At 56.1% G+C, this 12,766-nt stretch carries 13 protein-coding genes; 1 reads left to right on the forward strand and 12 read right to left on the reverse strand.

All coding sequences use genetic code 11. From position 1 onward, the window contains the following. Window positions 1-66 precede the first annotated feature (66 nt). Window positions 67-921, forward strand: a complete 855-nt coding sequence (locus tag LT85_RS10645) for an ABC transporter permease (protein WP_052135055.1) — start codon at window positions 67-69, stop codon at window positions 919-921. Between the two features lie 93 nt (window positions 922-1,014). Here the strand turns inward: LT85_RS10645 and LT85_RS10650 are convergent, their stop codons facing one another. From LT85_RS10650 to LT85_RS10705, 12 genes are all read right to left on the reverse strand, one after another. Then, window positions 1,015-1,299 (reverse strand): DUF4148 domain-containing protein, encoded by a 285-nt coding sequence (locus LT85_RS10650; RefSeq protein ID WP_038488363.1) that lies wholly within the window; start codon window positions 1,297-1,299, stop codon window positions 1,015-1,017. A gap of 265 nt (window positions 1,300-1,564) precedes the next feature. Continuing rightward, window positions 1,565-2,305, reverse strand: coding sequence for a metallophosphoesterase family protein (locus tag LT85_RS10655; RefSeq protein WP_038488366.1), 741 nt, complete (start codon window positions 2,303-2,305; stop codon window positions 1,565-1,567). Window positions 2,306-2,444: 139 nt separating this feature from the next. Then, window positions 2,445-4,166 carry a PhoH family protein gene (locus LT85_RS10660; RefSeq protein ID WP_052135056.1) on the reverse strand — a complete coding sequence of 574 codons (1,722 nt, stop codon included), beginning with the start codon at window positions 4,164-4,166 and terminating at the stop codon, window positions 2,445-2,447. Window positions 4,167-4,418: 252 nt separating this feature from the next. Next, a complete protein-coding gene (locus tag LT85_RS10665; RefSeq protein WP_038488369.1) occupies window positions 4,419-4,889 on the reverse strand; it encodes a peroxiredoxin in 471 nt (156 codons plus the stop codon). 66 nt (window positions 4,890-4,955) lie between these two features. After that, a complete protein-coding gene (locus LT85_RS10670; RefSeq protein WP_038488372.1) occupies window positions 4,956-5,897 on the reverse strand; it encodes a polysaccharide deacetylase family protein in 942 nt (313 codons plus the stop codon). Window positions 5,898-5,984: 87 nt separating this feature from the next. Continuing rightward, window positions 5,985-7,040 (reverse strand): bifunctional UDP-4-keto-pentose/UDP-xylose synthase, encoded by a 1,056-nt coding sequence (locus tag LT85_RS10675; RefSeq protein WP_052135057.1) that lies wholly within the window; start codon window positions 7,038-7,040, stop codon window positions 5,985-5,987. A 115-nt stretch (window positions 7,041-7,155) separates the two neighbouring features. Continuing rightward, on the reverse strand, window positions 7,156-8,064 hold the full coding sequence (locus LT85_RS10680) for a formyltransferase (RefSeq protein WP_038488375.1): 909 nt from the start codon (window positions 8,062-8,064) through the stop codon (window positions 7,156-7,158). Next, window positions 8,061-9,017, reverse strand: a complete 957-nt coding sequence (locus LT85_RS10685) for a glycosyltransferase (RefSeq protein WP_038488378.1) — start codon at window positions 9,015-9,017, stop codon at window positions 8,061-8,063. The genes LT85_RS10680 and LT85_RS10685 overlap by 4 nt, the downstream gene beginning before the upstream one ends. 15 nt (window positions 9,018-9,032) lie before the next feature. Further along, window positions 9,033-10,181, reverse strand: coding sequence for a DegT/DnrJ/EryC1/StrS family aminotransferase (locus tag LT85_RS10690; RefSeq protein ID WP_038488381.1), 1,149 nt, complete (start codon window positions 10,179-10,181; stop codon window positions 9,033-9,035). 36 nt (window positions 10,182-10,217) lie between these two features. Beyond that, a complete protein-coding gene (locus LT85_RS10695; RefSeq protein WP_038488384.1) occupies window positions 10,218-10,589 on the reverse strand; it encodes an EamA family transporter in 372 nt (123 codons plus the stop codon). Window positions 10,590-10,601: 12 nt separating this feature from the next. After that, on the reverse strand, window positions 10,602-12,368 hold the full coding sequence (locus tag LT85_RS10700) for a glycosyltransferase family 39 protein (RefSeq protein WP_038488387.1): 1,767 nt from the start codon (window positions 12,366-12,368) through the stop codon (window positions 10,602-10,604). Next, on the reverse strand, window positions 12,361-12,759 hold the full coding sequence (locus LT85_RS10705; RefSeq protein WP_038488390.1) for an Mth938-like domain-containing protein: 399 nt from the start codon (window positions 12,757-12,759) through the stop codon (window positions 12,361-12,363). Before LT85_RS10705 ends, LT85_RS10700 begins: the two co-directional genes overlap by 8 nt. Window positions 12,760-12,766 lie beyond the last annotated feature (7 nt).

Genomic DNA, 12,766 nt, shown 5'->3' on the forward strand with positions numbered 1-12,766 from the left:
TTATTCCATTACACAGGGTCGCTGCCTTACCGTCGTTGCGCGGCCGGCGATCACAAAGAGGCAAACATGAATCAAGCACACACTATCGACAAGCTCAGCGCTGCCAGCCTGGCGACTGTCGAACAAGAAGCACAACGCAAAATCAAGCAGCGCTATTGGCTGGTGATGTTCCTGCGCGTAGCCATCCTGGTCCTCACGCTGGGCGGCTGGGAGCTGGCGGCTAGGCTGCAATGGATAGACCCGTTTTTCTTTTCACAACCTTCGCTGATCGTGATCCAGATTTACGATTGGATCGTCGAGGGCACGTCGCAAGGGCCGCTGTGGACCCAAGTGCTGGTGACGCTGGAAGAAACGGTGTTGGGCTTCCTGATCGGATCGGTCGCAGGCGTCATCTGCGGTATTTTGCTGGGCCGCAACAAGCTGCTGTCGGATATCTTCAGCATCTATATCCAGGTCGCCAATTCGATCCCGCGGGTAGTGCTGGGTTCGATTTTCGTCATCGCGTTGGGCTTGGGCATGGCCTCGAAAGTCGCACTGGCGGTGGTGATGGTGTTCTTCGTCGTGTTCGGCAATGCCTTCCAGGGCGTGCGTGAAGCTGACCGTTATATGATTGCCAACGCCCAGATCCTGGGGGCATCGCCGCGCCAGGTCACCATGTCGGTCGTGATTCCATCCGCGCTGAGCTGGATCTTGGCGAGCTTGCATGTCAGCTTTGGTTTCGCTCTGGTGGGCGCCGTGGTTGGTGAGTTCCTCGGTTCGAAGCAGGGTATTGGCTTGTTGATCTCGACGGCGCAGGGTGCTTTCAACGCCAGCGGTGTGTTCGCCGCCATGATTGTGCTGGCAGTGGTCGCCTTGGCGGCAGATTATTTACTGACTACATTAGAAAAACGTTTGCTGAAATGGCGTCCTGTGGCATTCTAGTTTCTAACGGAAATTTACTGACTTAAGGTTGCGGCGCATTTTACGATGCGCCGTTTTTTTATGCGCCAGCCGTGGCGCACTTTTGGACGGCGGTTACTGCTTTCCACCGCTGCGATCGTCATGCGTGTCGACGCCTCGCGTCGTTTCATTCTTGGGATGGATTGCCGCCTTGTGGCTTTGCTTATTGCGCTGGATGGTTTCCCGCGAAGGTGGGTAGTCTGCATTTTTGGCGGGAATTTCACCGTCATGCTGGGCCTGTTTCAGTTCTTGTCGAACCTGTTGGCGCGTCTTGCCTTTGGTGTCGGTCGCATTTTCAGCGGCGGTGCTTAGTGAGAAAGACGCAGCGGTGATCGCCAATATCAGTTGAGCGGATTTCATTGTTACCTCCATTCCAATCAATGTGACTGCACAGACGACACCGTCTTTTGCATGCTTTCCTGTTTTGAAAGTGCTTTCGGGCCGTCACCATGAAGGCAATAGCGCCACGGCGGCGCAGAGTAATAACTTAGCCTTCGGTGCCAAGTATGGGAAAAGGTTGACTGCGGGAAGGTGACGGTGCGGTTACATTTTTGCAATCTGCTGTTTCCAGCCATGTCGCTGGCATGGCTGCTGCAGAAAATACGTCGCTAGTCGTAGCGGTATTTTAAAGCGCAGCTCGTCCTGTCAACAGCCAGCTTGCCCAGTCGGCCCGGCCATTTCTGGCGGCCTCTGCGGCGGCTTTGTGATGATCGTAATTGACGCACTGATGACTCACGCGCCAGCCGAGGGCATCTTGCGTGCAAATGGCGTAACGGGCATGTGGACTGCCATTTTCGATGACATGAAAGTAAGGCTGATCATCGTCATAGGCTTGCAGGCCGACGCTGCCGGGATTGACCACCATGCGTCCGCCAGAGAGGGCGCAGGCGCGCGGCTTGTGACTGTGGCCGCAGATGATCAGCTGTTGGCTGACGCCGGCCGCATAGGCCTCAATTTGCGAAGCTGGCGCCATGCGGCAACCATGCAGATCAACGGTCTCAAGAAAATAGAGCAGGTCGCTGGCGGGGGTGCCGTGGCACATGAAGATGTTTTCGGCGACGTCCAGTGTGCCCGGCAATCCTTGGATCCAGTCGCGCTGTGCTTGCGTCGTGTTTTCATAGGCGAACTGATCGGTCGGGTGCCCGGCTTTTGTGCCGCAGGCCAACAGTTGGCGCTCGTGGTTGCCGGCTATGGTTGGTAGCGCCAGCGACATCAGCAGATCGGCAGTGGCGCCTGGTGCAAGCGGCCCGGACAGGATGTCGCCGGCGTTGACGGTGAGATCTGTGCCTTGTTGTTTGATATCCGCCAGCACAGCCTCCAGTGCCCAGATATTTGCATGGATATCGGAAAGAATGGCAATTTTCATTGGTGTTTTCCTCCAGATGAATATCACATCATAAAATAAAAATGGGCGCAAAAAAAAGTGCAATTCGTCAAATGTCGAATTGCACTTTTTAGCCGTTCCGCCGGCGCAGCAACTATCGCTGCGCTGTCTTCAGGATTGATTACAGCACGTCGCTGGCATGGTCAGCCAAACGTGAACGTTCGCCGCGCGCCAATGTTACGTGACCGCTATGCGACCAGCCTTTGAAGCGATCGACCACGTAGGTCAGGCCGCTCGAGCCTTCGGTCAGGTACGGCGTATCGATCTGCGCAATGTTACCCAGGCAGATGATCTTGGTGCCCGGACCGGCACGTGTGACCAGCGTCTTCATTTGCTTGGGCGTCAGGTTTTGCGCTTCGTCGATGATCAGGAACTTGTTGACGAAGGTGCGGCCTCGCATGAAGTTGAGCGACTTGATCTTGATGCGCGAACGAATCAGGTCCTGGGTGGCGGCGCGACCCCATTCGCCGGCATCGGAATCTGATTTGTTGAGCACTTCCAGATTGTCGTCGAAGGCGCCCATCCACGGCCCCATCTTCTCTTCTTCGGTACCCGGCAGGAAACCGATGTCTTCACCGACAGGCACCGTAACGCGGGTCACGATGATTTCGTTGTAAGTCTTGGTTTCCAACACCTGCGCCAAGCCCGCCGCCAGTGCCAGCAGGGTTTTGCCGGTACCGGCCTGGCCCAGCAGGGTGACGAAATCGCAGTCAGGATTCATCAGCAGGTTGAGTGCGAAGTTCTGCTCGCGGTTACGGGCAGTAATGCCCCATACGCTGTTCTTGGCATGACCATAGTCGCGTAGGGTTTGCAGGACTGCGGTCTTGCCGTTGATCTGCGTGACTTGTCCGTAGAACGCCGGTTCGCCGTTTTTCGGTTCGATGAAAACGAACTGGTTGACCAGCAAGGTCGGCACTAGCGGTCCGCTCAGGCGATAGAAGGTATAACCAGTGCCATGCTTGTTTTCTTGCCAGGATTCAATGCCCTTGCCATGCTTGATCCAGAAATCGTCCGGCAATTGCTGGATACCCGAATACAGCAGGTCGGTATCTTCCAGTACATGGTCATTGAAATAGTCTTCCGCCGGCAAGCCCATGGCGCGCGCCTTGATGCGCATGTTGATGTCTTTCGACACCAGCACTACCGGGCGGCCCGGGGTTTCAGCTTCCAGGCCGCGTACTACGCCGAGAATCTGGTTATCGGCTTTGCCGACTGGCAGGCCTTCCGGCAGATCGGCGTTTTGCAGCTTGGTCTGGAAGAACAAACGGCCCTTGGCATCCTTGTTGCCAAGTTTTGACAAAGGAATGCCATGGTCGATCTGGTCGTCGCCAATATCGCCCACCAGCGCGTCCAGCGAACGCGAAACCTGACGGGCATTGCGCGCGACTTCCGACATGCCTTTTTTGTGATTGTCCAGTTCTTCCAGGGTCACCATCGGCAGATAGATATCGTGCTCTTCAAAGCGGAACAGCGAGCTCGGGTCATGCATCAGCACGTTGGTGTCCAGCACGAACAGCTTGGTCACGCCGGATTTGTCGGCGGCGCGGCTGGTGCTCGATTTCGGGCGGATATGGCCTTCGGCAGGCTTTATCGCTTTGTCGGTAGACGAGTTAGCTGGCGCACGTGATTTCTCTGTGGGAGCCTTGTCGGTTCTACGGCTTTCTACCGGTTTGACTGCTGGTTTTGCTGCCTTGTCTCTAGCTTGCGGTGCAATTTCTTTGTTACGGGTAATCGGTTCAACTACGGCGATACGTGGTTTGACGGCTTTGCCGGCTTCCGCTTTTGGATAATCTTGAACGGACAGTAAAGCAGCGGGTTTGGTCGGTAATTTTGGTAGGGGCATCAGAACCTCGCTTTAAAGATGAAAAAATGTTCGCTTTGGTGATAACACGAACTGGACCAAACGGGTGAAGCTACGGCTGGAACAACGAAATATCGGTAAGGAATAGTAGTGGTCACTAGCAATAAACACGCCCGGAACTGACTGAAACCGCGGGCGCGGCCGATAAAGTACAAATTAAAAAGTAAAAAAGCCGTTTGGGAAGGCCCTCGGGCCTTTTCCTCAAACGGCTTAACAAAATAATTTTTTTTGAATTCAATGACTTACAAACTCCAATACTTCCTCAACATGCGCAGGCACCTTCACTCCACGCCATTCTTTCACCAATGTGCCAGCGGCGTCAATGATAAACGTGCTGCGCTCGATGCCGCGTACTTGCTTGCCGTACATGTTTTTCATTTTCATGACATTGAACATGGCGCACAAGGTTTCGTCGGGATCTGAAATCAGCTGGAAGGGCAGGTCCAGCTTGCTCTTGAATCCTTCGTGAGAGCGAATGCTGTCGCGGCTAATGCCGAATATCAGCGTATTTTTCTGCTGGAATTGCGGGTAAAGATCGCGGAACTGGATAGCTTCCGTAGTGCAGCCAGGCGTGTTGTCCTTGGGGTAAAAATACAACACTATGTTCTTGCCATGATAGTCCGACAACTTGAACGTCTGTTCACCAGTCATGGCGGCAGAGAAATCGGGGACTGTCATGTTGATGATGGAAGGATGGTCTGCCACTGTATTGTCCTGTTCACTAGATTATTATGAATCGGTTGCCAATCAGGGTCTTGAAGAATCCGCTGATCAACTTGGCTGCATGATCATTTCACCGGAGCGTCCCGGCAACTCCGCCCAGGTGAGAGGCGCTGTCGGTAAAGCCTGGTCCTTGATGTGGTGAAAATAATCTTCCATCGAGACCAGATCGTAGCCTTGCTCCTGCCAGCCCTGCAGCAACTGCTCAAATATGGGGGCGAGTTTTTGCCCTTCAAGCTCTGCGTGCAGAGTAAATACATGATCGCGCGGCGTGGCTGTCAGCGCCAGGATGTGAGCGGCAATATTCGCCGGCGTCAGCTCAATGCCGTTGAAACTCCGGCCAAGCAACTCGTCCAGCGTCGGCAGTGTCGTCGGTAACTGGATACATGCCAGCGTCTTGCCGTTGACCTGCAAGCGATGCGGCCCTGCCGTTTGGTCGGCCAGTGCGCCATCTTCGGTCAGCATGGCGCGGCCGTCGGAAGCATAGGCCATGCCGAATTTTTCCAGCTGCTCGAAGGCGTAGGGATTCATCTGCCAGCCGGCGGCGCCATGGGTTTTCGGCGGCCGGCCGAAAATCTGGCTGAAACGGTCGAACGAGCGCTGCATCTGCTGACTGGTCCAGGCGGCGTCGCGCTGCCGCACATGGTCCTGCCAGACGCGGTGATCCCAGGTATGGATACCGCACTCAAAACCGGCATTGCTCACTGCCTGCATATATTTTGCGCAAGTCTTGCCGATATCCGGTGCTGGCAGCAGCACACCGTACATCAGGGTCTTGAGACCGTAATGTTCGACTACCGAAGTGCGCGATACTTTCTGGAAGAACCCTGGACGGAATACCTGTTTCAACGCCCAGCCGGTGTGGTCGTAGCCGAGCGAAAAGAGAAAGGTGGCGCGCGCCTGGTATTTGCTCAGCAGGCGCACCAGGTTAGGTACCCCTTCACGGGTGCCGCGATAGGTGTCGGCGTCGATTTTGAGGGTGAGGAGAGGCAAGTTGTCTGGTCTGGCAGTAGTAAGAAAAAGCAGGCTCTGCGGTAAGCGCGGAAAATTTCCGTGCCTGCCGCAGACAAGGGGTAGCTCTTAGTCCATCAAGGCGCGTGCTTCAGCCACCTGGCCGCGGTACGCGTCGAATATATTGCGCAAGGTGTCAGCCATGGTCGTGGTCGGCTGCCATTGAAGTTCGTCGCAAGTGTTCGTGATTTTCGGCACGCGGTTTTGCACGTCTTGATAACCTTTGCCGTAGTAAGCGGCGGAAGTGGTCTCGACCAGCTTGACCTTCTTTGCCGAGTCGGCGTACTCAGGGTATTCAGCAGCCAGTTTCAACATCATGTCGGCCAGGTCGCGGATCGAATAGTTGTTCACCGGATTACCGATGTTGTAGATCTTGCCGCTGGCGACGCCGTCTTTATTGGCGATGATCTTGATCAGTGCATCGATACCGTCGTCGATGTAAGTGAAGGCACGTTTTTGCTGGCCGCCGTCGACCAGCGAAATGTTTTCGCCGCGCACGATGTGGCCGAAGAACTGGGTCACGACGCGTGAGCTGCCTTCCTTCGGTGTGTGGATCGAATCGAGGCCAGCGCCGATCCAGTTGAATGGACGGAACAAGGTGAAGTTCAAGCCTTCTTCCATGCCGTAGCCCCAGATCACACGGTCCATCAGTTGCTTGGCGCAAGAGTAGATCCAGCGCGGCTTGTTGATTGGACCGCAAATCAATTCCGATTGCTCAGGGTCGAACTCTTCGTCATGGCACATGCCGTAGACTTCCGACGTTGACGGGAACACCAGGTGCTTGCCGTATTTGGCGGCGGAACGGACGATAGGCAAATTGGCTTCAAAGTCCAGCTCGAATACGCGCAGCGGTTGCTTGACGTAGGTCGACGGTGTTGCGATCGCCACCAGCGGCAGGATCACGTCGCACTTCTTGACGTGGTATTCGACCCATTCCTTGTTGATGGTGATGTCGCCCTCGAAGAAGTGCATGCGTGACTTATATTCTTCATTGTCAAGCAGATCGCGGATACGGTCGGTCATCATGTCCATGCCGTAGACGTGCCAATCGGTGGTTTCCAGGATGCGCTTGGACAGGTGATGGCCGATGAAGCCGTTGACGCCGAGGATGAGGACTTTTTTCATAATGTTCTATTGTTGTTGGGTTGGCATTCCGCAGGGCGGAATTTCAAACGCTGCAATTCCAGCAGGGCAGAACGGCAATCAAGCCCGCCTGGCCTGCGAAATCACGCAGCCGGTTTTATAAAAGGATGTTTTGCAATGCTTCCGGTGCGACAGCTTGGTCATTCACCAGCAATTGGTTAATCAACAGCGCGCGGCCATCGCCGCAGACGCCAACAATGCGATTATCCACTACCGCCAAGCCTTGAGGCAAATTTACCGGTATATCAGCGGCCTGGTTGGTAGGAAGGCTTGCCTTTCCAATAATGAAAGTTTTGTCTTTGATAATTGTCCAGGCACCGGGATAGGGCGGCGCTACTGCACGATACAGGTTGTAGACTTGCTGCGCCGGCTGGCTCCAGTCGATTTCGCCGTCGGCTGGCTTGCGCCCGCCGAAATAGCTGCCTTGCGCCAGATTATTTGGCAGCTTTGGCGTATTCCCTGCCAACATGGCTGGCAAAACATTCCATAAGGTCTGCTCGGCGGCTACCACGACCTTGCCGAATACCTCGTAGGCGGTATCGTCGGGCAGGATCGGCACAATGGTTTGAGCGACGATGGCGCCTGCATCGGGCTTGGCGGCCATCTCATGCAAGGTGGCGCCGGTTTCGGTTTCGCCGTGCAGCACTGCCCAGTTGATCGGCACGCGACCGCGGTATTTCGGTAACAGGGAGCCGTGCATATTGAAGGCGCCGTGTCTGGCCAGTGCCAGCAGGTTCACCGGCAACATGTTGCGGTAGTAAAAGCTGAAGATGAAGTCAGGATCCAAGGCCGCCACTTGCGCCAGCAATGCCGGCGTAGCGGGGTCGTCCGGCGTGATCGTCGGAATGCCATGCTGCCGGCACAGCGACGCTACCGATTCGAACCAGATGGTTTCTTGCGGATTGTCTTCATGGGTGACGACCAGCGCCACCTCGACGCCACGCGCCAGCAAGACTTTCAGGCAGCGCACGCCGACATTGTGATAAGCGAAAACGACGGCTCTCATGATGCTTGCTTGTCCTCGGCCGAAGATTGTTCCAGCATGGCTTGCACCACATAACGCGGCCGTGCTCGCACTTGCTGGTAGATGCGGCCGACGTATTCGCCGACCAGGCCGATGCCGAACAGGATCATGCCCATCAGGAAGAAGGCAAATGCGAACAGGGTGAACACACCCTGGACCTCGGCGCCGAACAGGAAACGGCGTACCACCAGAATCACGAACAGCGCAGCCGAGGCGAAGGACAACACAATCCCTATCAGTGAAAACAGCTGCAACGGCACGATGGAAAAGCCGGTCACCAGATCGAAATTCAAGCGGATCAGGCTATACAGCGAATATTTCGATTCGCCGGCAGAGCGTTCTTCATGTTCGACCACCACTTCGGCTTGCTTGCGGGCGAAGGTGTAGGCCAGTGCTGGCACAAAAGTGTTGACTTCCTTGCACTGGTTGATCAGGTCGACTACGTTACGGCCATAGGCGCGCAGCATGTTGCCCTGGTCGGTCATCTTGATGCCGGTGATTTTCTCACGCAGTACATTCATGGCCTTGGAGGCGACGGTGCGCCAGGCAGAATCCTGGCGCTTGCGGCGGATCGAGCCGACATAGTCGTAGCCTTCGCGCATCTTGGCGACCAGATTGCCGATTTCCTCCGGCGGATTCTGCAGGTCGGCGTCGAGCGTCACGATAATTTCACCGCGGGTCGCTTCAAAGCCGGCCAGGATCGCCATGTGTTGGCCGAAATTGCCATTGAATAGTACGACGCGGGTAACGTCCGGCCGCAGCCGGAACTGTTCCGCCAGGATGGCCGCAGATTTGTCGCGGCTGCCATCGTTGACGTACAGGATTTCATAGCTGATGCCAAGTGCATCTAGCGCCGGGTAGAGGCGCTCGAACAGTTTGGCGAGGCCCGATTCCTCGTTGTATACCGGGATGACGACGGAGAGTTCTGGTTTCATCAAGCGATTGTTGTTTTACGAATTTATTTTATTGAGCACGGATTTTACCGCGGACACAGAGCGTTCGACATCGTTCTTGGTCATGACATTGAACATCGGCAGCGATACGATCAGGCGGCCGACTTTTTCGGCGACCGGGAACATGCCTTCCTTGAAGCCGCGTGCGCGGTACATGCTCAGCAGGTGGATGGCCGGATAGTGGTAACCGATGCCGACACCGAGCGCCTGCATCTGTTCCATGAAGGTGGCGCGCGCTGGTTTGCCGTCCTTGCGTTCCGGTAGCACCAGCTGGAACATGTGCCAGTTGCTGTTATCGAAATCGGCAACGGGAAGCTGAGCGCCGTATTGCACTTCAAAGTCGCTGCCGAAGCAAGTGAAGTAGTGCTGCGCCAATTCGCGCCGATGCGCGGTGATTGCATCGATGTGGGCAAACTGGCCGAGGCCGATGGCGGCGGCGACGTCGGTCATGTTGAATTTGCCGCCGAGGACATCGACATCAAGGCCGTCAAAGCCACTGCGGGTCACGCCTTGCAGGCGGTATTTTTCCGCCAGCCGCGCTTCTTCGGCATTGTTCAGCACCAGGCAACCGCCTTCGGATGAGGTGATGTTCTTGTTGGCCTGGAAGCTGAATGAGACAAAGTCGCCGAAAGCGCCAATGCGCTGCCCGTTCCAGGTTGAGCCTAGCGCTTGGGCGGCGTCTTCCACGACGCGCAGATTATATTTTTTTGCCAACGCATACAGGCGATCCATATCAACGGGCAGGCCAGACAGGTAGACCGGGATGATGGCCTTGGTGCGTGGCGTGATGGCAGCCTCGACCTGCGCCAGGTCGATATTACGGGTGACCGGATCGATATCGGCAAAGACTGGCGTAGCGCCGGTTTCGATAATCACGTTAGCGGTGGCGACCCAGGAAATCGGCGTGGTGATGACCTCATCGCCAGCGCCGATGCCGGCGATGCGCAGCGCGATTTCCATGGTGCAGGTACCGGAATTGAAAGTGCGCACCGGACGGCCACCGAAATATTCTGACAACTGCGTTTCGAATGCCGCCACCTTGGGACCGCTGGTAATCCAGCCGGAACGCAAGACGTCGCCCACCGCTGCGATGGTGGCTTCGTCGATGGTTGGTTTGGCAAACGGCAGGAATGGTTGTTGGCTCATAGTCATTAGTAGATAGATATCCGGATAAAAGAAGTCTTAGCTGCGAGTCAGCAATACTACGCCGACAATGATCACACCGATAGCTATCAGGCGCTGGGCGGAAATCTGTTCGCCCAGGAAGTACCAGGCGCCGACGGCGCTGATGATGTAGCCCATTGACAGCATCGGATAGGCAATCGTGACATCAACCCGCGACAGGCCGATAATCCAGACCACCACCGAAATAACGTAGCACGTCAGGCCGCCCAGGATCGGCAACTGGGTGGCCAGTTTGATGCCGACGGAAAGCCAGTTTTGCGGCGTCAGACTGATGACGCCGACCGCATTGGTGCCGGCCTTCAGCAGGAGTTGTGCCAAGGCGTTGAGGCAGACGCCGGTGAGGATGAAAGCAAATGTCGTGAGATTCATGTAGGTGCCGGATCAGGGTGTGGAGGCGCTTGCAGCAGGCTCTGCAGGCGCCGCTTTAGCTTCGGGAGCTGGCGATTCGGCCGCCGCCGCAGGAGCAACCGGCGCGACAGCCGCAGCAATGCCCTGGTTAGCCACTACCACCCGGCGTGGATCCTGGGCGATGACCCGCATCGGCACACCACTCGCTGCCAGTTGCTTGTACGTTTCCGGACGAATGATGGCAATGTCTTTCTTGCCGGCCGCAGCATCCGCATTCCATTTGACGACAAAGGCTTCGATCGTCGGAATCCATAATTGCGGCTCTTGCGTCAGACCGAACTCCAGTTCATCCATATGCTTGACCATGGTCATGGTGCGACGCAGGTAGAACGGCAGTGACTGTTCATATTTGTCCACCACGTACAGCGTTGTTTGCGGCGTCATTTCCGCATTGATTGCTGGCACCATGTCGATGCCGGCAGAGTAGCGCCCCTGCGCGTCGTGGCCGTACATGAGCAGCTGGCCACCGATAAAGCCGGCAGCGGCCAGGGCCACAATCGCCCATTCCTTCTGGCGGCGCGCCAGCGCTAACGCCCCAACGGCGCCGATAAAAGCGATCACGGAGGCCGCAAATACCCAAGGTACATGCGCTTGCAATAGCGGCAGCGAATAGGCATCCTTGGCCAGCGAAGGAATTTTCCAGGACAAGGCCAGCCCGAGCACTGCTGGCAACAATAGCAGCAGTGCAGAAGCGGTGATCGCCTTGCTTGAGGCCTTATCCAGATGGCAGGCGATCAACAGCGCCAGCGCAGGAAAGATCGGCAGGATGTAAGACGGCAGCTTGGAATCGGAGACGCTGAAAAACACAAAAATGAACAGGCTCCAGATCAGCAGCATTTTCTTTGGCTGGAAACCGGATACGGTATGACTTTCGCGCGCAGCATTCCACAGGCTCTGGAACAAGACGCCGAGCCACGGCACGATACCCAAGATCAGGATTGGCACGAAGTAGTAGGGCGGGCCATAGCGGTTGTGAATCTTGCTGGTAAAGCGTTGGAATTGTTCGTGGATGAAGAAGAACTGCGGGAATTCAGGATTCTTCAAAGAAATCAGTACGAACCATGGCACCGTGATGACAAAGAATAAAATCAGGCCGAGCACCAGATGCAGGCGTTTCCAGATTGACCAGTCGCGCGAAAACAGGGTGTACAGCACCAATACCGCGCCGGGGATCAGCAAGCCGATCAAGCCTTTCGACAAGACCGAGAGCGCCATGCCAGCCCAGCACAGCAACATCCAGTTGCGTTGCTCGCTGTTGCTGATGTCGCTGCGTTGCGCAAGAAGCAGCGCACACAGCGCAATCGTCATCATGCCGGACAAGCCCATATCAAGCGTGTTGATGTGGCCCAGGCCAGCCCAGAGAAAACTGGAGCCGAGCACCAGCGCCGCAAAAAAGCCGATGCGCGCAGAGAACACGCGGGCGCCGGTGAATGCTACCAGCACCACGCCAAGCAAGCCGCACAGGCCGGTCCACAGGCGTGCCTGCCATTCGCCCAGGCCGAACAGTTCAAAAGTCAGGGCGTTCATCCAGGTTTGCAGCGGCGGCTTCTCGAAATATTTGATGCCGTTCAATCGCAGGGTAATCCAGTCGCCGGTGGCGACCATCTCGCGCGCCATTTCAGCGTAACGGCCTTCATCGGTGGGGACCAGCGTACGAGCGCCGAGCATGTAGCACCAGACGATGCAAAACAGCAGGAACAGCAGCCAGACGAAAGTTTTTGATTTATGCAGTTCACGCATCTTGGATGGTTTCCTTGTTGGTATCGAAAATCAGGGCCAGGGCGACTTTACGTCCTTCGGCCATCAAAATATTGTAAGTCCGGCAGGCGGCCTGGTTATCCATGCATTCGACGCCGATGCGGCGAGCGGTCAGCACAGCAGTCAGTTTCGGATGGACGAAACGTTGGCGCTGACCGGTGCCGAGTATCACGACATCGGGCCGTGTGCTATCAATATGGGCGAAATGTTCGGGGTCGAGGGCTTCGAAGCTGCTGACGGGCCAAATCACCGGCGCAGATTCCGGCAGCACCAGCAAGCTGCGTTCATAGCGGATGGTGTTGATTTCCACGCCCTTGTCGTCGTAGGCCGTGACCGTCTGATATTGCTGGGTAGAGGTGGTGTGTAGCTTCATTGCTTTG

This window comes from Collimonas arenae, assembly GCF_000786695.1.
Taxonomy (GTDB): Bacteria; Pseudomonadota; Gammaproteobacteria; order Burkholderiales; family Burkholderiaceae_D; genus Collimonas; species Collimonas arenae_A.

Excerpts from the sequence above, each read along its gene's own strand:
- LT85_RS10660 (WP_052135056.1), bottom strand. The coding sequence starts at position 4,166 with ATGCCCCTACCAAAATTACCGACCAAACCCGCTGCTTTACTGTCCGTT.
- LT85_RS10700 (WP_038488387.1), bottom strand. The coding sequence starts at position 12,368 with ATGCGTGAACTGCATAAATCAAAAACTTTCGTCTGGCTGCTGTTCCTG.
- LT85_RS10685 (WP_038488378.1), bottom strand. The coding sequence starts at position 9,017 with ATGAAACCAGAACTCTCCGTCGTCATCCCGGTATACAACGAGGAATCG.
- LT85_RS10655 (WP_038488366.1), bottom strand. The coding sequence starts at position 2,305 with ATGAAAATTGCCATTCTTTCCGATATCCATGCAAATATCTGGGCACTG.
- LT85_RS10645 (WP_052135055.1), top strand. The coding sequence starts at position 67 with ATGAATCAAGCACACACTATCGACAAGCTCAGCGCTGCCAGCCTGGCG.
- LT85_RS10680 (WP_038488375.1), bottom strand. The coding sequence starts at position 8,064 with ATGAGAGCCGTCGTTTTCGCTTATCACAATGTCGGCGTGCGCTGCCTG.
- LT85_RS10705 (WP_038488390.1), bottom strand. The coding sequence starts at position 12,759 with ATGAAGCTACACACCACCTCTACCCAGCAATATCAGACGGTCACGGCC.
- LT85_RS10695 (WP_038488384.1), bottom strand. The coding sequence starts at position 10,589 with ATGAATCTCACGACATTTGCTTTCATCCTCACCGGCGTCTGCCTCAAC.
- LT85_RS10650 (WP_038488363.1), bottom strand. The coding sequence starts at position 1,299 with ATGAAATCCGCTCAACTGATATTGGCGATCACCGCTGCGTCTTTCTCA.
- LT85_RS10690 (WP_038488381.1), bottom strand. The coding sequence starts at position 10,181 with ATGAGCCAACAACCATTCCTGCCGTTTGCCAAACCAACCATCGACGAA.
- LT85_RS10675 (WP_052135057.1), bottom strand. The coding sequence starts at position 7,040 with ATGAAAAAAGTCCTCATCCTCGGCGTCAACGGCTTCATCGGCCATCAC.